The 23,379-nt window shown below is 71.2% G+C and carries 21 protein-coding genes; 10 read left to right on the top strand and 11 right to left on the bottom strand.

Annotated features, from left to right (window positions below; translation table 11 throughout):
* On the top strand, positions 1-1,442 hold a 1,442-nt coding region (locus ACTHJJ_RS06220), incomplete at its 5' end, for an amidohydrolase (protein ID WP_440302069.1).
* 134 nt (positions 1,443-1,576) lie between these two features.
* On the opposite strand, the gene ACTHJJ_RS06215 is transcribed toward ACTHJJ_RS06220, so the two are convergent.
* From ACTHJJ_RS06215 to ACTHJJ_RS06200, 4 genes are read right to left on the bottom strand one after another with little or no spacing between them, the layout of a single operon-like run.
* The gene (locus ACTHJJ_RS06215) at positions 1,577-1,792 is read right to left on the bottom strand and encodes a hypothetical protein (RefSeq protein ID WP_440302068.1); all 216 of its coding nucleotides are present in this window, start codon (positions 1,790-1,792) and stop codon (positions 1,577-1,579) included.
* A gap of 1 nt (position 1,793) precedes the next feature.
* Positions 1,794-2,147 carry a hypothetical protein gene (locus ACTHJJ_RS06210; protein WP_440302067.1) on the bottom strand — a complete coding sequence of 118 codons (354 nt, stop codon included), beginning with the start codon at positions 2,145-2,147 and terminating at the stop codon, positions 1,794-1,796.
* Between the two features lie 10 nt (positions 2,148-2,157).
* Positions 2,158-2,865: an NUDIX hydrolase gene (locus tag ACTHJJ_RS06205; protein ID WP_440302066.1), complete on the bottom strand. Its 708-nt coding sequence runs from the start codon at positions 2,863-2,865 to the stop codon at positions 2,158-2,160.
* Complete coding sequence (locus ACTHJJ_RS06200; RefSeq protein ID WP_440302065.1) at positions 2,862-4,058, bottom strand: glycosyltransferase; 1,197 nt, start codon at positions 4,056-4,058, stop codon at positions 2,862-2,864. The genes ACTHJJ_RS06205 and ACTHJJ_RS06200 overlap by 4 nt, the downstream gene beginning before the upstream one ends.
* Positions 4,059-4,095: 37 nt before the next feature.
* Between ACTHJJ_RS06200 and ACTHJJ_RS06195 the strand changes: the two genes are divergently transcribed.
* Together ACTHJJ_RS06195 and ACTHJJ_RS06190 are read left to right on the top strand one after the other, a co-directional pair.
* Positions 4,096-4,950 (top strand): PIG-L deacetylase family protein, encoded by an 855-nt coding sequence (locus ACTHJJ_RS06195; RefSeq protein ID WP_440302064.1) that lies wholly within the window; start codon positions 4,096-4,098, stop codon positions 4,948-4,950.
* A complete protein-coding gene (locus tag ACTHJJ_RS06190; protein WP_440302063.1) occupies positions 4,947-6,029 on the top strand; it encodes a lysylphosphatidylglycerol synthase transmembrane domain-containing protein in 1,083 nt (360 codons plus the stop codon). Before ACTHJJ_RS06195 ends, ACTHJJ_RS06190 begins: the two co-directional genes overlap by 4 nt.
* Here ACTHJJ_RS06190 and ACTHJJ_RS06185 read toward each other — a convergent pair.
* From ACTHJJ_RS06185 to ACTHJJ_RS06155, 7 genes are all read right to left on the bottom strand, one after another.
* A complete protein-coding gene (locus ACTHJJ_RS06185) occupies positions 6,026-7,120 on the bottom strand; it encodes an acetate/propionate family kinase (protein WP_440302062.1) in 1,095 nt (364 codons plus the stop codon). The two genes, ACTHJJ_RS06190 and ACTHJJ_RS06185, sit on opposite strands and share 4 nt — an antisense overlap.
* Complete coding sequence (locus ACTHJJ_RS06180; protein WP_440302061.1) at positions 7,117-9,513, bottom strand: phosphoketolase family protein; 2,397 nt, start codon at positions 9,511-9,513, stop codon at positions 7,117-7,119. The genes ACTHJJ_RS06185 and ACTHJJ_RS06180 overlap by 4 nt, the downstream gene beginning before the upstream one ends.
* Positions 9,514-9,796: 283 nt before the next feature.
* Complete coding sequence (asnB, locus tag ACTHJJ_RS06175; RefSeq protein ID WP_440302060.1) at positions 9,797-12,463, bottom strand: asparagine synthase (glutamine-hydrolyzing); 2,667 nt, start codon at positions 12,461-12,463, stop codon at positions 9,797-9,799.
* 10 nt (positions 12,464-12,473) lie between these two features.
* Complete coding sequence (locus tag ACTHJJ_RS06170; protein WP_440302059.1) at positions 12,474-13,205, bottom strand: phosphatase PAP2 family protein; 732 nt, start codon at positions 13,203-13,205, stop codon at positions 12,474-12,476.
* Between the two features lie 74 nt (positions 13,206-13,279).
* Positions 13,280-14,866: a glutamine-hydrolyzing GMP synthase gene (gene guaA, locus ACTHJJ_RS06165; protein ID WP_440302058.1), complete on the bottom strand. Its 1,587-nt coding sequence runs from the start codon at positions 14,864-14,866 to the stop codon at positions 13,280-13,282.
* Positions 14,867-15,046: 180 nt separating this feature from the next.
* The gene (locus ACTHJJ_RS06160) at positions 15,047-15,439 is read right to left on the bottom strand and encodes a DUF3817 domain-containing protein (protein ID WP_440302057.1); all 393 of its coding nucleotides are present in this window, start codon (positions 15,437-15,439) and stop codon (positions 15,047-15,049) included.
* The gene (locus tag ACTHJJ_RS06155; protein WP_440302056.1) at positions 15,436-16,203 is read right to left on the bottom strand and encodes an SURF1 family protein; all 768 of its coding nucleotides are present in this window, start codon (positions 16,201-16,203) and stop codon (positions 15,436-15,438) included. Before ACTHJJ_RS06155 ends, ACTHJJ_RS06160 begins: the two co-directional genes overlap by 4 nt.
* 71 nt (positions 16,204-16,274) lie before the next feature.
* On the opposite strand from ACTHJJ_RS06155, the gene ACTHJJ_RS06150 reads away from it, so the two are divergent.
* The 7 genes from ACTHJJ_RS06150 (at position 16,275) to mnhG (ending at position 23,347) form a co-directional block, all read left to right on the top strand.
* Positions 16,275-16,943: a hypothetical protein gene (locus ACTHJJ_RS06150; protein WP_440302055.1), complete on the top strand. Its 669-nt coding sequence runs from the start codon at positions 16,275-16,277 to the stop codon at positions 16,941-16,943.
* 121 nt (positions 16,944-17,064) lie between these two features.
* Positions 17,065-19,911, top strand: coding sequence for a Na+/H+ antiporter subunit A (locus ACTHJJ_RS06145; protein WP_440302054.1), 2,847 nt, complete (start codon positions 17,065-17,067; stop codon positions 19,909-19,911).
* On the top strand, positions 19,911-20,411 hold the full coding sequence (locus tag ACTHJJ_RS06140) for a Na(+)/H(+) antiporter subunit C (RefSeq protein ID WP_440302053.1): 501 nt from the start codon (positions 19,911-19,913) through the stop codon (positions 20,409-20,411). The genes ACTHJJ_RS06145 and ACTHJJ_RS06140 overlap by 1 nt, the downstream gene beginning before the upstream one ends.
* On the top strand, positions 20,411-22,030 hold the full coding sequence (locus tag ACTHJJ_RS06135) for a Na+/H+ antiporter subunit D (protein ID WP_440302052.1): 1,620 nt from the start codon (positions 20,411-20,413) through the stop codon (positions 22,028-22,030). Before ACTHJJ_RS06140 ends, ACTHJJ_RS06135 begins: the two co-directional genes overlap by 1 nt.
* Entirely contained in the window at positions 22,027-22,668 is a 642-nt protein-coding gene (locus ACTHJJ_RS06130; RefSeq protein WP_440302051.1) for a Na+/H+ antiporter subunit E, read from the top strand. The genes ACTHJJ_RS06135 and ACTHJJ_RS06130 overlap by 4 nt, the downstream gene beginning before the upstream one ends.
* Positions 22,665-22,940: a monovalent cation/H+ antiporter complex subunit F gene (locus ACTHJJ_RS06125; protein WP_440302050.1), complete on the top strand. Its 276-nt coding sequence runs from the start codon at positions 22,665-22,667 to the stop codon at positions 22,938-22,940. Before ACTHJJ_RS06130 ends, ACTHJJ_RS06125 begins: the two co-directional genes overlap by 4 nt.
* On the top strand, positions 22,937-23,347 hold the full coding sequence (gene mnhG / locus ACTHJJ_RS06120; RefSeq protein WP_440302049.1) for a monovalent cation/H(+) antiporter subunit G: 411 nt from the start codon (positions 22,937-22,939) through the stop codon (positions 23,345-23,347). The genes ACTHJJ_RS06125 and mnhG overlap by 4 nt, the downstream gene beginning before the upstream one ends.
* Positions 23,348-23,379 lie beyond the last annotated feature (32 nt).

Genomic DNA, 23,379 nt, shown 5'->3' with positions numbered 1-23,379 from the left:
CCGGTGCGACGCACGTGGTCGACCTTCCGGGCGCCGCCGTCCTCCCCGGCCTCCACGACGCACACATCCACACGGGGTGGCTGGCCGAGGAGTCGGTGGCGGTCGACCTGCGCGAGACCCGTTCCCTGGACGAGGCGCTCGCTCTCGTCGAGCGGTATGCCGCTCGGCTGGCTGCCGGCGCCGACGTGCGGGGCGGCCGGTGGAACCAGAACCGCTGGACCGGACCCGGCCCGGACCGGTGGTCCCTCGACCGAGTCACCGGTGACCGGGTCGCCGTGCTGCCGAGCGTCGACGGCCACTCCGTCTGGGTGAACTCCGCTGCCCTGGCGGCCGCAGGCATCACGAGCGACACGGCCGACCCGGTCGGTGGACAGATCGCCCGCGATGCGAGCGGCGAGCCGTCCGGCGTGCTCTACGACGACGCGATCGACCTGCTGCCGGAGCGGACGCCGGACGCCGAAGCGGTGCGGGCCGGGCTCGAGGCCGTCCAGGCAGACCTGCTCGGCGTCGGCCTCACCGCCATCACGGACATCGACGGCGAGGAGGTCAGGCAGGGGTACCTCGCCATGCACGACGCCGGCTCGCTCCGGCTGCGGGTCACGAAGTGTGTCCGCGACCCGGAGCTCGAGCTGGCGATCGGCGAGGGCCGCCGCGCCGGTGACGGTGACGCCCGGCTCCGGGTCGGCCCGGTGAAGTTCTTCGCCGACGGTGCCCTCGGCTCGCGGACCTCCCACATGACCGAGCCCTTCCTCGGGCACGAGTCGTGCGGGCTCGCGGTGACGCCGTACCCCGTGCTGCTGGACCGGATCGGCATGGCGCTCGACGCCGGGCTCGACGTCTGCACCCATGCCATCGGCGACGAGGCCAACCGGCTGGTGCTCGACGCCTACGAGAAGCTGCGGCCGAGCGCCCCCGACGCGATCCTCCGCATCGAGCACGCCCAGCACGTGCTCCCGGAGGACATCGCGCGGTTCGCCCGGCTGCGCGTCGTCGCCTCGATGCAGCCGACCCACTGCACGACCGACCTCGAGGTCGTGGACTCCGTCATCGGGCCCCGGCCCCTGCGGTCCTACGCGTGGCGCTCGATGCTCGACGCCGGCGTCGGGCTGGCCTTCGGCTCCGACGCCCCGGTCGAGGAACCGAACCCGTTCCACGCGCTCCACGCCGCCGTCACCCGGCAGCGGGGCGACGGCTTCCCGCCGGGCGGCTGGCAGCCGGACGAGCGGATCACGCTCGACGAGGCCCTGCACGCCCACACCGTCGGGGCGTGGGAGGCGGCCGGCCGCCGTGATGTCGGGCGCCTCGTCGCCGGTCACCTCGCGGACTTCGTCTGCGTCGACCGGGACCTGTGGGACCTCGAGCGGTCGGACCCCGCGGCGATCCGCGACACCGTGGTCGAGCAGACCTGGGTCGGAGGGGAGCTCGGCTTCGAGCGCCCCTGAGCGGTCGGGCGGCACCGCGCCCAGCGGCATACGGGCTGGTCGGCGAAACGTCCACGAACCGGTGGTCGCGGCGTGTCCGGTGCTCGGCGTGCCCGGCGGGCGGTATCAGGGGTCGTTCGGCGGAAGGCCGGTCGTCAGTCGTTGCCGGGAACCACGGCGAGCAGGAGGGTCGCGAAGAGCGTCAGGGCGCCCACGACGACGATGAAGATGCCGATGACCGCGGCGCCTCCGGCCCCCTCACGGTTGGAGCGACGGGCATTGCGGCGACCGATGACGTAGGTGACGATGCCCCCGGCGAGCCAGGCCAGCCCGATCAGCAGGCCGGCGAGGACGCCGACGTTCCAACGCATCTCACCAGAGGGCGGCGACGAGGACGTTGAGCACGCCACCGGCACCGGCCGCATCGAGGGCCGTCGACGAGGACTCGCCACGCTTCGCGCGAGCCCGGCCGATCTCGGCGAAGGCGACGACGCAGATGGCGATGAGCAGCTTGATGCCGATCTTGGTGTGGTTGAGCGAGCTCCCCTCGTCCTTGGTCGCCTCGGCGAGCCCGACGAGGACGAGCCCGGTCACGAGCTGCGCCCGCGCCCCCCAGACGACGACCTCCGACACCTTCCGGGTGCCCCGCGTCGCGACCCAGCCGCCGACGATCGCGGCCATGCCGAGCAGGTGGAGGACAAGGATGATCTTCTGGAGGACGTCCATGGCCGCGATCCTACGGTGGCGCCGGGCCGTCCCCGACGAGGGCCTCGAACTCCTGCCACGACCGAGTCATCGGCAGCTCCTGGACCCGGTCGAGCGGCACCCAGCGCGCGTCCCCGGTCGTCCCGCCCACGTCGTGGATGACCGGCTCGGTCGGCTCCGGACAGGCGGCGCGGTAGACGATCCGGATCGCATGGAAGTTCTCGATGACCCCGGACGGGGCCCGACCGATCCAGTGGCTCGACTGGATCGCGATGAGCTTGCCGAGCAGGATCTGCTGCCCCGTCTCCTCCCAGACCTCGCGCAGCACGCCGTCGACCGGCGTCTCGCCGGCCTCGAGCCCGCCGCCGGGCAGGCCCCACTCCCCCGCCACGTGGGTCTGGGCGGTGAACTCGGTGAGCAGCACCCCCTCCCGGCTCATGACGAGCGCGTAGGCCGCGACCCGCTGGTACGCCTCCCCGGTCGCGTCCGCGGGCACGTCCGAGTCGCGACGGCGACCCTCCAGACGCGGAGGTGTGCCGCTGAGCGGGCTCACGCCGTAGGCGAGCTCGAGCGCGCCGTCCCCTGCCACGCTGGCGGAGAGGGGCTCCTCGGCGGCCCACCCGGCCGCGTGCAGGAGCGACTCGGGGTGCTGGCCGTGCGCGATCCGGCCCAGGTCGACGGGCTCGCCGCACGTGGGCACGGCGACCACCCGGACGCCGCCGGGCACGTTCGTCCTCACCGGCGGGCGCTCCGGAGCCTGGCGAGGGCGCGGGCCCGGTCGTACTCCGCGGCGGCGAGGGCGGCGACGCGCGGCCAGTCCTGGCTCGGCGGGTGCTCGAGGTTCCAGGCGCGCATCCGCTCGACCACCCCGCGGTTCGTGGCGAGCTCCGCGATGACGAGGGCCATCTCCGCATCGTCACCCACGATGCGGCCCCCGACGCCGTCGGTGACGAACTCCCCGACGCCGGAGCCGTGCCTGCCCACGACCGGCAGCCCGGCGGTGCGGGCCTCGAGGGCCGCGATCCCGAAGGACTCGAGCCGGGTCGGGGAGAGATAGACGTCGCTCTCGGCGTAGCGGGCGGCCAGCTCGTCCCGGGGCGCGCGCCCGGGCAGGTGGACCCAGTCGAGGCCGTGCGCCCGGACCTGTGCCTCGACCCGCCGACGCTCGGGGCCCTCCCCGAGGATGGTCAGGTCGAGCGAGCCGGGGCGGACCAGGTCGGCGGCGTGGCGGACGAGGTCGACGAGCGCGGTGGGCCGCTTGCGCGGGGCCAGCCGCATCGCGGTGACGAGCCGCAGTGGCCTCTCGTCTGTGCGCGGCCTCTCGGGGTGGGCGGTCGTCGAGGGGCCGCTTTCCATGGCAGGGCCGGCTCCCGTCCTCGCCGGGCGCCAGCGGGAGACGTCGATGCCGTTCGGCAGCACGGTCACCTCGCCGGCGGCGCCGACGACCCGGCGCAGCGGCTCGGCCGCGACCTCCGAGACCGCCGACATGGCGACTCCCCGGTCGGCCCATCGACGCACGAACCGAGCGGCCTTGAACAGGCCCGTCGTCGGACCGAGCATGCAGTGCCACGTCATCGCGGTCGGCAGGCCCAGCCCGACCGTCATCCGGGTGCAGTCCCAGGCGAAGGGGCTCACGACCCCCGTCTGCACGTGCGCGACGTCGAAGCCGCCGGCGACCAGGCGCCGGCGCAGCTCCCTCGGCGCCGTCGGGTTGACCGGGAGCTCCCACGGCATCCGCACCGCGAGACGGTGCACCGGGATCCCGTCGACGACCGTGACCGCCCCGTGCATCTCGCTGTCCGCGCCGGGCGTCGCCGTGAAGACCTCGACCTCGTGCCCGAGCGCCACGAGCTGGGCCGCGAGGTCGTGCGTCTGGACCTCGATCCCACCGAGGCGCGGCAGGTAACAGTCAGACAGGAGCGCCACCTTCACGGGGAACACTCTGTCATGCGCAAAGATGGACGAACGTATGTCGTACACGCTGCTCGCATTCCACGCCCATCCTGACGACGAGGCCCTCCTCACGTCCGGGACGATGGCGCGTGCCGCGGCCGAGGGGCATCGGGTCGTCCTCGTGGTCGCCACCGACGGCGGCGAGGGGCTCGCCGCCACCGAGTTCGCCGGCGACGGTGCCCTGGCGGTACGGCGGATGGCCGAGCTCGAGACGAGCGGCCGCGCGCTCGGGGTGGCCCGCGTGGAGCACCTCGGCTATGCCGACAGCGGCCTCGGCCCGCACGCCCCACCCGACCCGCCGGGCACGACCAGGTTCGTCCGCGCTGACACCGACGAAGCGGCCGCCCGGCTCGCGGCCATCCTCACCGAGGAGGACGTCGACGTCCTGCTCACCTACGACCCCAACGGCGGCTATGGCCACCCCGACCACGTCAAGGCTCACGAGGTCGGCATGCGGGCCGCGGCGCTCGCCCGCACCCCACGTGTACTGCAGGCGACCGTCCCCCGCGACACGATCTGCCGGGCCATCGACCTCGCCGCGAAGGTCTACCGCTTCCCGCCGGAGTTCGACCGTGACTCCTTCAACCGGGCCTTCTCGGCGCGCCGCGACATCACGCACCGGATCAACGTGCGCCGCCACATCAAGGCCAAGCGAGCCTCCATGCGGGCACACGCGTCCCAGGCGAGCGCCGACGGCGGCGCGGACCGCACCCTGGCCGCCTTCCTGCGGATCCCGCGCCCGCTCTACGACCTCGTCTTCGGGCGCGAGTGGTACGTCGATGCGACCGGTGGGGCCCCCGCGACGAACCGGACGGCTGATGAGAGCCCGGTGAGCGGCATACACACCGACGTCTTCGAGGGACTTCCGTGAGCGGGCCCCTCGCGAACGCCCCGGCCGCCTCGCAGCGGCGTTCGATCGTATGGCGTCTGCTGCAGTTCGTCGTGGGCGTCGGCCTCGCGGTCTTCCTCCTCTGGTGGGGTCTGCCGAAGGTCGCACACACGACGTGGACCGATGTGTGGCACCTGCTCTCCCAGCTGCAGCGCGGCACGGTCCTCGGGCTCACCGTCCTCATGATCTCCGGCCTGTGGCTCGTGACGTTCCTCTACACGGGGTCGCTGAAGGGACTGGGCCACCTGCAGGCGATGATCGTCAACGCCTGCGGCAGCTCGATCGGCAACCTGCTGCCCGGTGGCGGCGCCGCAGGCGTCGTCGTGACCTACAAGCAGCTGCGGTCGTGGGGCTTCCTGCGCCGGGACATCTCCACGATGGTCATCGTCACCGGCGTCTGGAACGTGCTGGCACGCGTGGTGCTGCCCGTCGTCGGCATCATCGCCATCATCTTCGGCATCGGCCACCTCAATCCCCTTGTCGCGCAGGCCGCGATCCTCGGTGCCCTCATCGGCACCGGTGTGGTCGTGGCGTTCTGGGGCGCGCTCGCGTCGGAAACGTTCGCCCACAAGCTCGGTCGCTGGCTCATGAAGGTCTCCGCACCGCTTCGGCGTCGGCGCAAGAAGGACTTCGACCTCGAGTTCGCGATCACCGACCTGCGGCGGCGCATCATCGAGATCGTCCGCTACGGGTGGCTCGAGATGACCTACGGGCTGATCGGCTTCTTCGGCGTCTACTACATCCTGTTCTGGTTCTGCCTCAACTCCATGGGCGTCCAGATGCCGTTCGCCTACATGTTCGGGGCCTACACGGTCGGGCGGCTGCTGACCGCAGTCGGGATCACGCCCGGCGGCCTCGGCGTCCCCGAGGCCGGCACCGCGGCGGTGCTCGTCGGGTGGGGCGCGGACCCCGCCCAGGCGACGGCCGGAGTCGTGCTCTTCTCGCTCTTCACGCACTTCTTCGAGGTGCCGCTCGGCCTGATCGGCTGGGTGATCTGGTGGTTCAGCCCGAAGAAGGAGCCGGGCGACGCCCACCTCGACGAGGAAGGCGCGCACGCCTAGGACAGGACCCGGCGCACCTGCCGGGCGATCTCGATGTCCTCCCGCGACTCGACGACGAGGACCGCGACCCCGCTGTCGGTACTGCTGATCACACAGTCCCCATGCGCTCGGTCGTTCCGGTCCTCGTCGAGGCCCACCCCCAGCCACGCCAGGGCCGCCACCGCCCGCGCGCGCACGACGGACGAGTGCTCGCCGACGCCACCGGTGAAGACGATGCCGTCGACGCCCCCCATCACGGCGACCATCCCACCCAGCTCCCGCACCAAGCGGTGGACGTAGACGTCGAGGGCGAGGACGGCGAGGTCGTCGCGTTCGGCTGGGGGCCGGGTGGCCCGCTCGGTGACCTCCTCGAGCTTGGCCGTGCCGGCGAGGGCGAGCACGCCCGACTCGTGCTCGAGGGCGTCGTTGACCCGCCCCGGGGACACCCCGGCCTCGCGGACGAGCCAGAGGACGAGACCTGGGTCGACCGTCCCGGACCTCGTCGCCATGACGAGTCCCTCGAGCGGGGTGAACCCCATCGTCGTGTCGATGCTCCGCCCGCCCTTGACCGCACACAGGGACGCTCCGGCACCGAGATGGCACGTGACGAGGCGGAGGTCCTCGACCCGTCGCCCGACGAGCTGCGCCCCGCGGCGGGACGCATAGCGGTGCGAGAGGCCGTGGAACCCGTAGCGACGGATGGGCCAGCGGTCCCGCCAGTCGGCGGGGACGGCATACGTCGCGGATGCCGTCGGCATGCTCGCGTGGAACGCCGTGTCGAAGCAGGCGACCGACGGCAGATCCGGCCACGCCTCCCGGGTCGCGTCGATGCCGGCGAGGGCGCGCGGCTGGTGCAGCGGGGCGAGGGGCGTGACGGCCGCGATCTGGTCGCGGACCGAGTCGTCGACGATGACGGGATCGGTCAGGCGCGGCCCGCCGTGGACCACCCGGTGCCCGATCGCGTCGCAGCTCCAGGCCCCGGCGGCGCGGGCGATCGCCTCCGCCCCGCCGTCCCACTGCTCCAGGTCGTGCTGCTCGACGACCTCGTCCGACTCGTCGAGGACGCTCAGCTTCAGGCTCGACGACCCGGCGTTGACGACGAGGACCCTCACTGGTCGGGCCAGACCCAGTCGGCGACCTCCGCCATGTCGGTTCCGTGCTCGCGGACGTAGCGTCGGTTCTCCGCGCGCCTGTCAACGAGTTCCTGCCGAACGACGGCGGCCCGTGAGCCGAGGCCTGGCACCCGGTCGATGACGTCCATGACGAGGTGGAAGCGGTCGAGGTCATTGACGAGGACCATGTCGAAGGGCGTCGTCGTGGTGCCCTCCTCCTTGTAGCCGCGCACGTGCAGGTGCTCGTGGTTGTGCCGGCGGTAGGCGAGCCGGTGGATGAGCCAGGGGTAGCCGTGGTACGCGAAGATCACCGGCACGTCGGGCGGGAAGAGCGCGTCGTACTCCGGGTCCGGCATACCGTGCGGGTGCTCCCTCGGCGGCTGGAGCCGCATGAGGTCGACGACGTTGACGACCCGGACCTTGAGGTCTGGCAGGTCGTGCCGCAGCAGGTCGGCAGCCGCGAGCGTCTCGAGGGTCGGCACGTCCCCGGCGCAGGCGAGCACGACATCCGGGTCCCCCTCGTCGTTGCCCGCCCAGTCCCACACACCGATGCCCCGGGCGCAGTGGGCGGCCGCCTCGTCCATGCTGAGCCAGACGAGCTCGGGCTGCTTGCCCGCGACGATGACGTTGACGTAGTCACGGCTGCGCAGGCAGTGGTCGGCGACGGAGAGCAGGCAGTTCGCGTCCGGTGGCAGGTAGACCCTGATGACCTCGGCCTTCTTGTTGACGACGTGGTCGATGAAGCCCGGGTCCTGGTGCGAGAAGCCGTTGTGGTCCTGACGCCACACGTGCGAGGTGAGCAGGTAGTTGAGGGACGGGATCGGCGCTCGCCACTCGATGCGCCGAGACGTGTTGAGCCACTTGGCGTGCTGGTTGAACATCGAGTCGACGATGTGAACGAACGCCTCGTAGCAGCTGAAGAGGCCATGCCGCCCGGTGAGCAGATAGCCCTCGAGCCAGCCCTCGCACAGGTGCTCGGCGAGGACCTCCATGACGCGGCCGTCCGCCGCGAGGTGCTCGTCGACGGGCAGGACCTGCGCGCCCCACGTCTTGCCGGTGGTGTCGTAGACCGCGTCCAGGCGGTTGGAGGCCGTCTCGTCGGGACCGAAGAGGCGGAACGTCGTCATGTTGCGGCGCATGACCTCGGCGAGCCACCTCGCGAGCACCCGGGTGCTCTCGCTCGTGGTGCGGCCGTGCCCGTCGATGTCGACGCCGTAGTCGCGGAAGTCGGGCAGGTCCAGTCCTCGCGTCAGGCGGCCCCCGTTGGCGTGCAGGTTCGAGCCCATCCGCCGGGTGCCGGTGGGCGCCCATGTCCTGAGCCGCTCGTTCGGCACGCCGTCGTCGTCGAAGAGCTCGTGCGGGCGGTAGCTGCGGAGCCACCGCTCGAGCATCCCCAGGTGCGCGGCGTTGTTGCGGACCTCGGCGAGCGGCACCTGGTGGGCGCGCCACGTGCCTTCGACCTGCTTGCCGTCGACGATGTGGGGGCCGGTCCAGCCCTTCGGGGTGCGCAGCACGATCATCGGCCAGGGACGCCAGCCCTCCTCTCCGCGACGCCGCGGCTCGGCCCCTGAGCGGGCCTCACGCTGGATGTCGGCGATCTCGTCGAGGACGCGGTCCATGGTGCCGGCGAGCGCCTGGTGGACCTGCTCCGGGTCGTCGCCCTCGACCAGATAGGGCCGCCAGCCGGCGCCCTGGAGCAGGTCGGTGAGCGCCTCGTCACCGATCCGGGCGAGCACGGTGGGGTTGGCGATCTTGTAGCCGTTCAGGTGCAGGATCGGCAGGACGGCGCCGTCCCGGGCGGGGTTGAGGAAGGTGGTGGACTGCCAGGAGGTGGCGAGGGCCCCGGTCTCGGCCTCGCCGTCGCCGACGACGCACGTGACGACGAGGTCGGGGTTGTCGAAGGCGGCGCCGAAGGCGTGGGCGAGGGAGTAGCCGAGCTCACCACCCTCGTGGATCGAGCCGGGGATCTCGGGCGCGACGTGGCTCGGGATGCCGCCCGGGAAGGAGAACTGGCGGAACAGGCGCTTCATCCCGACCTCGTCCTGCCGGACGTCCGGGTAGTGGTCGGTGTAGCTCCCCTCGAGCCAGGCGTTCGCCGCGATCGCGGGGCCTCCGTGCCCGGGCCCGATGATGTACATCATGTCGAGGTCCCGCTCGCGGATGACCCGGTTGCAGTGCGCGTAGACCAGGTTGAGCCCGGGGGTCGTGCCCCAGTGCCCGAGCAGCCGCGGTTTGATGTGTGTTGGGAGGAGCGGGACCTTCAGCAGCGGGTTGTCGAGCAGGTAGATCTGCCCAACGGCGAGGTAGTTGCAGGCCCGCCAGTACGCGTCGACGTCGCTCAGGGCCTCCTCGTCCAACGGCTGGGTCTGCTGGGCATCGGTGAGCGTGAGCATCGGACCTCCTCCGGTGGGTGCGTGCCCATCCACCATGGCAACAAACGAGGCGCCTCACCAGAGGACGAAGGCCACCGGGGATCCGGGTGTGTGCCCTCTTGGTTGTGATCACGCCCAAAAAGAGCCCCCGCTCCCCCGTGGGACAGTCGCGCGGGTCAGGTTCGTATGCCGCTCACGACCCTGCCCCCGCACGTCGGGTGAGCGCTCCGCCCCACCCGTTACAACATCCCGTGGGGCCCATGGGACGGACTGCTCACTCGACGAGAGCCGAAGCCGCCCGGCGTCAGGACTGCTCGAAGACGACCGCCATCGGGGTCTGCTCGGACCCCTGGCCGAGCGGGTTGTCGGCGAACATCGCCTCGTAGCGCTCCTTCGGACCGGGCGCGTCCTTGCCGAGGACGTTGCGCCCGATGTCGTTCGCGTCCATGACGACGGTGCCGCCGAAGGTCGAGCGCCACGGCTCGGGCACCCGGGCCCGGATGGCAGCGGACAGGCGTGCCGCCACCGCATCCGGGTCCTTCGGGGCGAGCTTGGCCGACACGTTGGCCGGATAGACGGAGTACTCCGTCGGGCCGTCGATGGCCCGGATGTCGCCGCCGACGAGGTCGTAGAACAGGCCCCGCTTGCCGATCAGCTTGCCGACCGCGCCACCGGCGGCGGCGTAGAGCACCTTCGGCAGGCCGGCCTCCTCGATGGCGAGCTGCATGGTGAACGGCGAACCGAGCCCGATGCCGGCCGGGGTCCGCGTCACGTAGCGCGAGAGCACCCTGGCCGGACGCGACACCTTGATGTCCCAGATGAAGTAGGACCGCCCTTGGGTGATCGCGACGATCTTCTCCGAGATGAAGAAGTACCAACGGCCCTTGGTGGCCACCTCGTGCTCCGGCCCGGCAGCCGGCAGGCCGCCGAAGAACCCGTCGATGTAGCCCAGTGTCTTCGCCTCGAGGTCGTCCTCGCGGGCGTAGAGCTCGGTCCGCAGCGGATAGCGCCGCACCGTCTCACCGGAGTCGAGCGCCAGGTCGAGGGACTTGCGAGAGTTCGGCTCGTAGTCCGTCTTGGGCTTGGTCTGGGCAGCCACGTCCGTCTCGCTCGGCTGCTCGTCGAAGTACTCCTGCAGCCACAGCTCGAGGTTGATCAGGCGCCAGAACGTCATGGAGTCGACGTCGTTCGTGCCCTTGATCCAACCCTCGAAGGCGTGGAGCACCTCGGTCTGGTTGAAGTAGGGCCGGGTCGCGAACGACTCCGACAGGAAGATGCCGTAGAAGTGGTTCTTGAGCGTCATGAACCACTCGCCCTGGGGCGTCGTGAAGCCGATCTTGTTGCGGCGTTTGCGGATCGAGTCGGGCAGCAGGTCCCGGGTGGCATCGCGCAGTATGCGCTTGTTCCAGCCGTCCTTGATGATCGCCTCATCGGAGAGCGAGAACAGGAACTTCACGACCTCCTTGTCGAGGAACGGCACGCGCCCCTCGAGGGAGTACCGCATCGTGTTCTTGTCCTCGTAGCGCAGCAGCGACGGCAGGGACCCGACGAAGAGGTCCTCGATGAGCCGCTTCTTGAGGTTCGCCTGCTCGACGACGTACCGCTCGTCACGGTGCGCGGAGACGAAGTCACGGCCGAGCAGCTGGGTCGTCGGGATGTCCCGGCGGCCGCGCAGCTTCGCCTTGAGCTTGAAGCGCCCGAGCCGGTAGAGCACGTCGAGCGACTTCGACAGCTCGGTCGCCGCCTTCCGGGCGCCCTGGGCCCGGAGCTGCCGGAGGTAGACGAAGTAGTAGGGCACGTAGCCGGCCATCATCTCGTCGGCACCCTGGCCGTCGAGCAGGACGGTGACGTGCTTCGTCGCCTCGCGCATCACCTGGTACTGGGCGTATGGCCCGCTCGAGATGAGCGGCTCCTCCTGGGTGCGGACGAAGTCGCGCAGGTCAGCCTTGAACTCGGAGGCCGTGGGCTTGATCTTGTGCCCGTCGACATGGCCCCGGCAGATCTCGAGGACGTCGTCGACGTAGCGCTCCTCGTCGTTGATCGAGTTGGGGAACACCGCGCTGAACGTGTTCTGCTGCTGCCCCACGGACTCCGTCGTCTTGTCCCCGGCGTTGATGAGCCGGTTGATGATGACGGCGACCGCCGACGAGTCGAGCCCACCGGACAGCGACGTGCCGACCGGCACCTCGGACTGGAGCCGGAGCCGGACCGCCTCGACGAGGCGCTCGCGGTACTCGGCTGCCGTCGCCTCGTCGTAGGGCCGCTGCACCGACGAGAGCTCGGCCAGCTCCTCACGCAGCCGGGTGTACATCCGGCGCTCCGCGTGCCCGTCCTCGCCGATGGTCATCATCTCGCCGGGCTCGAGCCGCTCGATCCCGTCGAAGAACGTCTCGCGTCCGTCCTCGTGGATCCGGTAGCGCAGGTAGCGGTAGATGGTCCGGTCGTTGGGCCGCTTCTCGTAGTGCCCCGACTGCAGGATCGGCTTGATCTCGGAGGCGAACACCCATCCGTCCCCGCCGTCCGCAGCGGCACGGCATACGTACAGGGGCTTGATCCCGAAGTGGTCGCGCGCGAGGGTCATCGTGCGGTTCTCGCGGTCCCAGATGGCGAGGCCGAACATTCCGTTGAAGCGGTCGAACGCGTCGGACCCCCAGGCGGCGAACGCCTCGAGGACGACCTCGGTGTCGCTGTCTGTCGTGAACGTGTGGCCGAGCTCCTCGAGCTGGGCCCGCAGGTCGAGGTAGTTGTAGACCTCACCGTTGTAGGCGATCGTGAAGCGCCCGTCGGCCGTGCTCATGGGCTGTTGCCCGTGCGCGACGTCGATGATCGAGAGGCGCCGATGGGCGAGGCCGCCGCGCCCGTCGGTGAAGATGCCCTCGCCGTCCGGCCCGCGGTGGCGCTGGCAGTCGTTCATCCGACGCAGCAGCGCCTCGTCCGCGTTGAAGCCGACGTATCCCGCGATCCCACACATGGCGACAACACTAACGGGACCGGACGCGGCCTCCGTCCCTGAGTCGCCTGCCGCCACCCATCCCGAGCCGCAGGGGCCAGCGCAGCAGCAGCCACAGGATCAGCGATCCGAGGAGCATCGACCCCACCACGTCGCTCAGCCAGTGGAAGTGCAGCCACAGCAGCCCTGCGGCGACGAGCACGGTCCAGGCGGCGACGCCCAGCCAGGCGCGCCTCCGGAGCGCGGGACGGGCCTGTGAGACGAGCTCGGCCAGGAGACCGGCGCACACGAGCACCGTGGCGGTGTGGCCGGACGGGTAGGCCCCCCGGTCGCCGACGACCTCGGCAAAACCGGGCAGCGGCCTCGGGATGAGGCCCTTGCCCAGCAGCACGGTGAGAGTGAGCAGGGCGGTCGCCGACGCGGTCATGATGAGCGGCCCGATGCGCCGGGTGCGCACCCAGAGCGCCACCGCGAGCAGCAGGACCACGGCGACGCACACGGCCGGCGTGCCGATGTCGACGACGACGAGGGCGAGGACGTCGGGCACCGCCGGACCGTTGCCCCCGCCCGGGGTCGCCTCGTAGACCGGGTCGTCGATCCGGACGGTGAGGCCCCGCACGACAGCGACCGTGAGGAGCACGAGGGCCACCAGCAGCAGGGCCGGCACGATCACGTCCGCGAGGCGGCTCGGGCCGCTCGAGTGGTCGGCGCGGACCCTGGGCTGCTCGCCGCTCGCGCGGTGGGCGCTCGTGCCGGTCGACATGGCGCTCACGCTAGCGAGGCCGTCTGTGATCCGGTACCGCTCACCGTCCGAGCCGCGCGTGGGTCAGCCGGCGATCACTCCCACTCGATGGTGCCCGGCGGCTTGCTCGTCACGTCGAGGACGACCCGGTTGACCTCGGCGACCTCGTTCGTGATCCGGGTCGAGATGTGGGCGAGCACGTCGTAGGGCACCCGCGCCCAGTCGGCCGTCATCGCGTCCTCGGAGGCCACCGGACGCAGCACCACCGGGTGCCCGTAGGTCCGCCCGTCTCCCTGCACGCCGACCGAGCGGACGTCGGCGAGGAGCACGACCGGGCACTGCCAGATGTCGCGGTCCAGCCCGGCGCGGGTCAGCTCCTCGCGGGCGATCGCGTCGGCCCGGCGCAGGATCGCAAGGCGCTCCGCGTCGACGGCCCCGATGATCCGGATGCCCAGGCCGGGGCCCGGGAACGGCTGGCGCCACACGATCGCCTCGGGCACGCCCAGCTCCAGGCCGACCTGGCGGACCTCGTCCTTGAAGAGCGCCCGCAGCGGCTCGACGAGCTGGAACTGCAGGTCCTCGGGCAGGCCGCCGACATTGTGGTGGCTCTTGATGTTGGCCGCGCCCTCGCCGCCGCCGGACTCGACGACGTCCGGGTAGAGGGTGCCCTGCACGAGCCACTTGACGGGGTGCTCCTCGTCCCCGCGGTCCTCGACGATGTCGCGGGCCGCCTGCTCGAAGACGCGGATGAACTGCTCGCCGATGACCTTGCGCTTCGTCTCCGGGTCGGTGACCCCGGCCAGCGCCGTGAGGAACCGCTCGCGCGCGTCGATGACGACGAGGTCGACGCCGGTCGCGGCGACGAAGTCCTTCTCGACCTGTTCCGCCTCGCCCTCGCGGAGCAGCCCGTGGTCGACGAACACACAGGTCAGCTGGTCGCCGACGGCCCGCTGCACGAGCGCGGCGGCGACCGACGAGTCGACCCCGCCCGAGAGGGCGCAGAGCACCCGGTCCTTGCCGACCTGCTCCCGGACGGCCGCGACGAGGTCCTCGACGACGTTGCCCGGGGTCCACGAGGGCTCGATGCCGGCGCCCTTCCAGAGGAAGTTCTCGAGCACCCGCTGCCCCTGCTCGGAGTGGAGCACCTCGGGGTGCCACTGGACGCCGTACAGCTGTCGCTCGTCGTCCTCGATGGCGGCGACCGGCGTGCCCGCGGTGGAGGCGGTGACCCGGGCGCCGTCGGGAGCGACGGTCACCGAGTCGCCGTGCGACATCCACACGATCTGGCTCCTCGGCTGGCCCTCGAAGAGGGTCGAGTCGGTGCCGGCGATCGTGGCGCCCGTCTTGCCGTACTCACGCGAACCCGTCTGGGCGACCGTCCCCCCGAGCGCCTGGGCCATCGACTGGAAGCCGTAGCACATGCCGAAGACCGGTACGCCGCCCTCGAGCAGGGCCGGGTCGAGCCGCGGCGCCCCCTCCTCGTAGACCGAGCTCGGCCCTCCGGACAGGATGATCGCGGCCGGCTTCTTCGCCAGCATCTCGCTGACCGGCATGGAGTGCGGCACGACCTCGCTGTAGACCTGCGCCTCCCGGACGCGCCTCGCGATGAGCTGCGCGTACTGGGCGCCGAAGTCGACGACGAGGACGGGGTGACGCTGCAGGTCAGTGGGGGTCTCGCTCACGACGAAAGCCTAGCGGCCCACCCCGAGCAGCCCGTATGCCGCTGGGCTGGGACGGCGCCGCCGCGCGGTCCGCGGTGGGCGGCATACCTCCCGTTGTGCGACAGGAAGTGCACTCTCGATCGAGAAAAGTGCACTCTCGATCGGAAAGACTGCACTCTCGATCGCGATTGAGCGCCTAAGTCAGGCGGGCTGGCTGTCCTCGGCGCTGCTGGCGGTGTCCGCGACGTACGTGCGCTGGAGCAGGGCGGTGGTCTCCCGGTTGACCCGGTGCTCGGCGATCCACGGGACGACCGGGACGAAACCGGCGAGGAGGTTGAGCACGATCCGCTCGAGCCGCCACGCGCACTTCAGCCCGAGGTTGGCGACCGACGCGGCATACCCCATGTAGATGAAGCCGTGGATGTAGCTCCAGTTGCGGGTCAGGAAGTTGTCCAGGTGGAAGCCGTATTTCATCACCATCTCGGCGATGAGGATGAACAGGGCGATGCCGGCGACGATCGCCATGACGCGATAGAAGGACAGCGCCGAGCGGATCTGCTTCGGCTTGGCCAGCTTGGTCGGGTAGGTGCTCACGCGTGGGCCTCTTCCTTGGGTGCAACATGCTGGCGCTCGGCCAGCCATTCGGCTCTGACGATCTTGACGAACATCCAGACCGCAAAGAGCCCGAAGACCCACCACTGGACGGCGTAGGCGGCGTTCTGGATGTTGAGGTGCGACGGCAGCCCCGGTGGCGGCACCCGGCTCAGGCCGGAGGCCGACGGGTCGAGCGCCGTCCCGCCGACGGACTCGCTCGATGCGAGGAGCACCACGTTGTAGAGCTGCCCCGGCCACTCGTTGACGAGGGCGGCAAGGTCGATGGCGGGCCGCTGCGGGGCCGGCAGCGGAGCGGCGTCCACCTGCGGCGACTCGCCGGGGCCGAGCGTACCGAGGATGGTCACGGTGCCGCTGGGCGGGTCGGGCAGGGTGGTCGGGGTCCCGTCCGTGAAGCCCCGGAGGACGGCGATGGTGCCCTGGGCGGTTCGCAGCGGGGTGACGACCCAGGAGCCGACCCGGCCATCGAGCCGACGGTCCACAACGAGGATCTGGTCGCGGGCGTCATACGTGCCGACCGCGGAGACCGGGCGGTTCGAGAAGTCGGCCTCGAAGTCCGAGTGTGGCCGCGTCACCTGCTCGAGCGGCTCGCGCTGCAGCTTCGCGGCGGCGCTGACGGCCTCCGCCCGCCCCTTGTCCTGGGCGACTCCCAGCTGCCACATGCCCAGGAGGGTGCAGGCGACGACGACACTCACGAGGATCAGGAACAGCCCGATCCAGCGAGGACGGAACAGGCCTGCGGACACGCACCAAGCGTAGGTCACCGACTCGGCCCGACTTGTCCCGCCCGGGGCCGCCCGTGCCAGACTCGACGGCCATGACCGGCCGTCAGACCGCCACCACGTGCGCCGTGGCGCTGCTTGCCAGCCTCCTGGTGGCGGGCACCGCGGCCTGTTCGACGAGCGCGGCGCCGGCCCCGGCGTCGACCGTGACGGTCACGGTGACCGAGGGAACGACGCCCCCGGCGACGGGAACGGGAACCCCGATCCCCACCGGCACCTCCCCGACCCCGAGCGGTCCGCGGACGACGGCACCGCTGCCGACGTCGCTCGCGGTCGGGCACCAGCGAGGTGCGCCCCACAGCTACGCCGAGGCCAAGGCCCGATTCGCCAAGGCCAAGGTGGACGGCTCGATCCACGGGACCTTCCGGAGCCCGAGCGGCAACATCAGGTGTGACGTCAGCAACTCGGCCGCCGTCGCCGCCTGCGAGCTGGACAAGGGCCGCATCAAGGTCCCCGACCGGCTGTGCGAGGGCGAGGACGCGAACCGAGTCCGCGGGGTGAAGCTGACCGACCTGGGCGCCTTCCCCGTCTGCACCGGCGAACTGGGCGGGGCGGAGGATGCCCCCAAGCTCCGCTACGGCTCACGGACCCTGGTGCCCGACTCGCCGTTCACGTGCCTGAGCGAGACGGCCGGTGTCACGTGCATCGACACCGACTACGAGCGCGGCTTCTTCATCGCCCGCAGCACCTTCGTCACGTTCTGATCCCGCCTGCCCCCAGGCCCAGGCGGCTCCGTCCGGCAGGCGGTCCGGGCCGGGGGCACCCTCCGGCGCCACCTAGAATGGGTCCGACCTCCTGACCAAGTAGACGACCGAGGGGCCGCCCGTGGTGCAACTGCTGCTCGTGCACCTCGTCGCGGCGGCAGTTGCCCCGTTGCTCGTACGTTTCCTGGGCCGGTCCTCGTTCCTCGTGCTCGCGCTCGCCCCGGCCAGCGCCTTCGCCTGGCTCGTGTCCGTGGGGACCGATGTCCGCACCGGGCAGGGGCCGCAGCAGCAGGTCACCTGGGTGCCCGGGCTCGGGCTGGAGCTGGACTTCCGGCTCACGACGCTCTCGTGGGTGCTTGCGCTCCTCGTCACCGGGGTCGGCGCACTCGTCCTGCTCTACTGCCGCTGGTACTTCGCCGCCGGCGACCCGACCCTGTGGCGCTTCACCAGCGTTTTCACCGCCTTCGCCGGGGCGATGCTCGGGCTCGTCCTCACCGACAACTTCCTCGTCCTCTACGTCTTCTGGGAGCTGACGACCGTCTTCTCCTACCTGCTGATCGGCCACAACCCGGCCAGCTCGACGAACCGGCGCGCGGCGATGCAGGCCCTCATCGTGACGACTCTCGGCGGCCTGGCGATGCTGATCGGCATCGTCGCCCTCGGCGTGCGGCACAGCTACCGGATCAGCGAGGTCGTCGCCCATCCCCCGGCCCTCGACGCCGTGACGATCGCGGCCGTCGTGCTGCTCCTCGTCGGGGCTCTCACGAAGTCCGCGCTCGTGCCGTTCCACTTCTGGCTGCCCGGCGCGATGGCCGCCCCCACGCCCGTCAGCGCCTACCTGCATGCCGCGGCCATGGTCAAGGCCGGGGTCTACCTCGTCGCGCTCCTCGCGCCGGCCTTCGCCGGGGCCCCGGGGTGGCACGCCCTGACCATCGGCCTCGGCCTGTTCACCATGCTGGTCGGCGGCTGGCGGGCGCTACGGCAGCACGACATCAAGCTCCTCCTCGCCTACGGCACGGTCAGCCAGCTCGGCTTCATGGTCGCGCTCGCCGGTCTCGGCACGCGCGAGGGCGCCCTCGCCGCTCTCGCCCTCGTCGTGTCGCATGCCCTCTTCAAGTCGACCCTGTTCCTCACTGTCGGCGTGATCGACCGGTCGACCGGCACGCGTGACCTGCGTGAGCTCTCCGCCGTCGGTCGCCGGCTGCTGCCGCTCGCGGTGCCCGCGGTGCTCGCCGCACTGTCGATGGCCGGCATCCCTCCGCTCGCCGGCTTCGTGGCGAAGGAAGCCGCGATCGCCGCCGGCCTCGAGACCGCCACGGACTCCGTCCCGTTCCCGGCCGCGTGGGGATGGCTCATGACGGCGACGCTCGTCGCCGGGTCGGCCCTCACCGTCGCCTACTCCGCGCGCTTCCTCTGGGGCGCCTTCGCCACGAAACCCGGTATGCCGCCCACGCCCCTGCGCGTGCCGCACCCCGGCTTCGTGCTCTCGCCCCTCCTGCTCGGCGTCGGCTCGCTCCTCGTCGGGCTGCTCGCTCCCCTCGAGCACCCGTGGCTCATGCCGTACGCGCGCCAGCTCGTGCTCGGCGCGCCACCGCCCTCCCTCGCCCTCTGGCACGGGGTCACCCCCGCCCTCGGCCTCTCGATCCTCGCGATCGTCGCCGGGCTCGCCCTCTTCGCGTGGCGCGACCGGGTCGAGCACGTGCAGGCGGCCGTGCCGGCCCTGGTGGACGGCGAGCGGGCCTATGCCCGGCTGATGCGCGGGCTCGATGTCGGAGCCGTCGAGGTGACCGCCCGGACGCAGCGCGGGTCGCTGCCCTTCTATCTCGGCACCATCATCCTGACCTTCATCGCGCTGCCGGGGACTGTGGCGGTGGCACGGGGTTCGGTCGGCGCGGTCCGCCTCTGGGACTCCCCCGCCCAGGCGGTCATCGGCGCGGTCATCATTGCCGCTTGCGTGCTCGTCCTGCTCACCGACCGCCGGCTCGCCTCGGTCATGCTCGTCGGTGTCACCGGGTACGGCGTGTCGACCCTGTTCATCATCCACGGCGCGCCCGACCTCGCCATCACGCAGATGCTCGTCGAGACGGTCTCGCTGGTCGTGTTCGTCCTCGCGCTGCGCCGGCTGCCGACCCGGTTCCAGCGGCACGTGCGGTCGATCCGGCGACGGCTCCGGATCGTCCTCGGCGTCGCCTTCGGCGCGTCGGTCGCGGCGGTCACCCTCGTGGCGAGCGCGGCGCGGCACGTCGTACCGGTGTCGATCGACTTCGCCGAGGAGGCGCACTCGTTCGGGCACGGGGACAACGTCGTCAACGTGACGCTCGTCGACATCCGGGCCTGGGACACCCTCGGCGAGGTCTCGGTGCTCGTCGCCGCGGCGACCGGCATCGCGAGCCTCATCTTCGTCAAGACCCGCAACACCAGGTTGTCGATGGCGAGCGAGCAGCCGATCGAGGCGACCGAGCCGACGCGCGGGACCTGGTTGCGGGGCGGTCGGATGCTCCGCCGCGAGCGCCGCTCCGTCATGTTCGAGGTGGTCACCCGGCTGATCTTCCACGTCATGATCGCGGTATCCCTCTACGTGCTCTTCTCCGGGCACAACCTGCCGGGCGGCGGCTTCGCCGGGGGCCTGGTGGCCGGACTCGCCCTCGTCGTGCGCTACCTCGCCGGCGGCCGCTACGAGCTCGACGAGGCCGCCCCGTTCGACGCCGGGCTCGTCGTCGGGATCGGCCTGCTCATCGTCGTCGTCGCCGCCCTCGCCCCGCTCGCGTTCGGGGGCACGATCTTGCAGTCGGCCGCCTTCGACTTCACCCTGCCGCCGTGGGGCGAGGTGCACCTGGTCACGTCCGCGATCTTCGACATGGGGGTCTATCTCATCGTCTTCGGCATGATGCTCGACATCGTCCGCAGCCTCGGCACCGGCATCGACCGGCAGATCGCCGCCGAACGGCACGCGGAGGCGGAGGTCTGATGCCAGCCGCAGCTCTTCCCGCCGGCCTCCTCCGTGCCGCGGATGACGTGACGATCTCGAGCAGCCTCGCCCCCAACGTCGTCCTGCTCGTCGTCGTGGCCGTGCTGATGGCCGCCGGCGTGTTCCTCCTGCTCGACCGCAGCCTCGCCCGGGTCCTGCTCGGCACCCTGCTCATCGGCAACGGCGTCTCGGTCATCTTCCTCGTCTCGGGCGGCGCCGCCGGCAAGCCGCCCTTCTTCGGCACCCCGGCGACCGAGATGAGCGATCCGCTCCCGGAGGCGATGGTCCTCACCGCGATCGTCATCTCGCTCGCGACGATCGGCTTCCTCCTCGCCCTGTCCTACCGGCTCTGGCAGGTCTCGGGCACGGACAACGTGCCCGACGACATCGAGGACGAGCAGCTCCAGGAGCTCGCCGACCTCGACGAGCCGTCCGCCACCTTCGACGTCGGCGAGGAGTCCACGACGACCTCGGACGAGCTGGCAGAGGAGCACTCGTGATGGACACGCTCGTCCGCAACCTCGTCCCGATGCCGGTCCTCCTGCCGTTGCTCGGCGCTGCCCTCACCCTCGCCTTCCGCCGGGCCCCCCGGCTGCAGCGCCTGACGAGCACGGCCGTGCTCTCCGGGCTCGTCCTCGTGTCGGCGGTTCTCGTCGTCGAGACGGACCGGCGCGGGCCGCTGGTGCTCTGGGTCGGTGCCTGGAAGGAGCCGCTCGGGATCTCGCTCGTCGCGGACCGGCTCAGCTCGCTCATGCTGCTCGTGTCCGGCGTCGTCATCCTCGTCGTGCTCGTCTTCTCGATCGCCCAGGGCCAGGAGGACGACGACTCCGACACCCCGATGTCGATCTTCCACCCGACGTATCTCGTCCTCGCGGCCGGCGTCAGCAACGCGTTCCTCGCGGGCGACCTGTTCAACCTCTTCGTCGGCTTCGAGATCCTGCTCTACGCCTCCTACGTGCTGCTCACGCTGGGAGGGGCGGAGCAGCGCATCCACGCCGGGACGACATACGTCGTGGTGAGCCTCATCTCGTCCTCGATCTTCCTCATCGGCATCGCCGCGACCTACGCCGCCACGGGCACCGTCAACCTCGCCCAGCTCGCGATCCGCCTCGGCGGGCTCGAGCCCGGCGCGCTCCTCGTCCTCCAGCTCTGCCTGCTCACCGCCTTCGCGATCAAGGCCGCGGTCTTCCCGCTGTCCGCCTGGCTGCCCGACAGCTACCCGACCGCCCCCGCGCCCGTCACCGCCGTCTTCGCCGGGCTGCTGACGAAGGTCGGCGTCTACGCGATGATCCGGGTGCAGACGCTCCTCTTCCCCGAGTCGCCGCTGCACACCCTGCTCATGTGGGCCGCGCTGCTGACGATGATCGTCGGGATCCTCGGCGCGGTCTCGCAGTCCGGCCTCAAGCGCATCCTGTCCTTCACCCTCGTCAGCCACATCGGCTACATGGTCTTCGGCATCGCCCTCGGGACGGCGCACGGCATGGCGGGGGCGATCTTCTACGTCGTGCACCACATCACGATCCAGACCGCGCTCTTCCTCATCGCCGGCCTCGTCGAGCGGCTCGGCGGCACGACCTCGCTCGACCGACTGGCCGGCCTCGCCTTCGCCTCCCCCGTCCTGTCCGTCCTCTTCTTCATGGCGGCGATGAACCTCTCCGGGATCCCGCCGCTGTCCGGGTTCCTCGCGAAGATCGGGCTGTTCCACGCCGGCATCGAGTTCGGCACGCCCCTGTCGTGGGCGCTCGTCGTCGGCGGGGTGGTGACCAGCCTGCTGACGCTCTACGCGCTGGCGAAGGTCTGGAGCCAGGCCTTCTGGCGGCCGATCGCCGAGACCCCGGCCCCGGCCGAGACCGCCGCCGCACTCGCCTCCGGCAGCCTCGACGTGCCGGACGACGTCGACCCGGCAAGCGCGCGGACGACCGTCCTCACCGAGTCGGCGTCGACGAGCCGCGCGATGCCGCCGCTCATGCTGGCCGCGACGGCGACGATGACCGCCGTCGGCCTCGTCATCACCCTCGCGGCCGGACCCCTCTTCGCCTACACGCAGCGCGCCGCCGCCGACCTCCAGCAGCGCGCTCCCTACATCACCACCGTCCTGCCGCCGGAGGTGCGCCGATGAGCACCGAGCCGAGGAGCCCTGAGCCGAGGAACACCCGGCCGAGAAGCACCGAGCCCACGGGCACCGCGCCGACGAGGAGACGGCGACACCGGGGCTCGCGCCGTGGCGGGTTCCAGCCTCGGGCCATCATCGCGGTGGCCGTCGCCTGGCTGTTCCTCTGGGACCGGATCAGCTGGGGCAACGTCGTCAACGGCCTCATCATCGGCCTGGTCGTCACGACCGTCTTCCCGCTGCCCTCCATCGAGTTCGCGGGCTACCCGCGCCCGCTGCGGGTGGCCCACCTCATCTTCCGGTTCTTCACCGACCTCGTCGTCGCCTCGGTCCAGGTGACCCGGCTCGCCTTCAGCACGAAGCATCCGCGCAACGCGGTCATCGAGGTGCCGCTCCGGTCCCGCTCGGACTTCTACCTGACCATCACCGCGGAGCTGAACGCCCTCGTGCCCGGTTCGGTCGTGCTCGATGCCCGCAGGTCCACCTCCACCCTCTTCCTGCACCTGCTCGACGTCGACCGTCCCGGGGCGATCGAGGAGGGCAGGGCGCACGTGTACCGGGTCGAGGAGCGGGTCGTACGGGCCCTCGGCTCGGACGAGGAGATCGCGGACCTCGAACGCCGCAAGCTCGAGCAGGAGGCCTCATGACGACCCTCTTCGCCGTCGCCGGCATGCTCATGCTCGCGACCGCCGCCGTGCTGGTGCTCTACCGCGTCTACCGCGGCCCGACCAACCTCGACCGGCTCATCGCGACCGACATCCTGCTCGTCGTCGTCATCGCCGGGGTCGGCATGGAGGCGGCCTGGCACAAGCGCTCCACGAGCCTGCCCCTGCTCATGGTGCTCGGGATCGTCAGCTTCGTCGGCGGCGTCGCCATCGCCCGGTTCATGTCCCACGACTCGGATCGGGAGGCACCGTGAGCTGGTCCATGCTGCTGGACGCCGCCGGCGGGCTCTGCCTGCTGCTCGGCGCCTTCATGTGCCTCGCCGGCGCAGTCGGGCTCGTGCGCTTCCCGGACACCCTCTCGCTCCTGCACGCCGCGACGAAACCGCAGACGCTCGGGCTGATCCTGGTCCTCATGGGCCTCGCGCTCACCCTGCGCACGTGGGCGGCCGTGACAACCCTCGTCTTCGTCGGGGCGACGCAGTTCTTCACCTCCCCGGTGACGGCCCAGCTCGTCGGCCGCTCCGCCTACCGGCATCGCAACGTCCGCACCGAGCTGCTCATCGTCGACGAGCTGTCCGAGGCCCTGGCCCGCGACGGCGACGACAGCGACGGCGCCGGGAACGGCTCGGCCGACGACCCCCAGCGACCACTACATCCGTAGAAAATGGGGTGAGGGGCGTCGGTGCTCGACGG

Origin of the sequence: Intrasporangium sp., from assembly GCF_051961875.1 — a bacterium.
Taxonomy (GTDB): domain Bacteria; phylum Actinomycetota; class Actinomycetes; order Actinomycetales; family Dermatophilaceae; genus Intrasporangium_A.
This window is presented reverse-complemented; position numbering and strand designations above follow the sequence as displayed.

Coding starts and splice junctions, on each gene's coding strand:
- ACTHJJ_RS06215 (WP_440302068.1), bottom strand. CDS start 1,792: ATGCGTTGGAACGTCGGCGTCCTCGCCGGCCTGCTGATCGGGCTGGCC.
- ACTHJJ_RS06210 (WP_440302067.1), bottom strand. CDS start 2,147: ATGGACGTCCTCCAGAAGATCATCCTTGTCCTCCACCTGCTCGGCATG.
- ACTHJJ_RS06195 (WP_440302064.1), top strand. CDS start 4,096: ATGTCGTACACGCTGCTCGCATTCCACGCCCATCCTGACGACGAGGCC.
- ACTHJJ_RS06180 (WP_440302061.1), bottom strand. CDS start 9,513: ATGCTCACGCTCACCGATGCCCAGCAGACCCAGCCGTTGGACGAGGAG.
- asnB (WP_440302060.1), bottom strand. CDS start 12,463: ATGTGTGGGATCGCGGGATACGTCGGCTTCAACGCGGACGAGGCGCTG.
- ACTHJJ_RS06170 (WP_440302059.1), bottom strand. CDS start 13,205: ATGTCGACCGGCACGAGCGCCCACCGCGCGAGCGGCGAGCAGCCCAGG.
- ACTHJJ_RS06150 (WP_440302055.1), top strand. CDS start 16,275: ATGACCGGCCGTCAGACCGCCACCACGTGCGCCGTGGCGCTGCTTGCC.
- ACTHJJ_RS06140 (WP_440302053.1), top strand. CDS start 19,911: ATGCCAGCCGCAGCTCTTCCCGCCGGCCTCCTCCGTGCCGCGGATGAC.
- ACTHJJ_RS06135 (WP_440302052.1), top strand. CDS start 20,411: ATGGACACGCTCGTCCGCAACCTCGTCCCGATGCCGGTCCTCCTGCCG.
- ACTHJJ_RS06130 (WP_440302051.1), top strand. CDS start 22,027: ATGAGCACCGAGCCGAGGAGCCCTGAGCCGAGGAACACCCGGCCGAGA.
- ACTHJJ_RS06125 (WP_440302050.1), top strand. CDS start 22,665: ATGACGACCCTCTTCGCCGTCGCCGGCATGCTCATGCTCGCGACCGCC.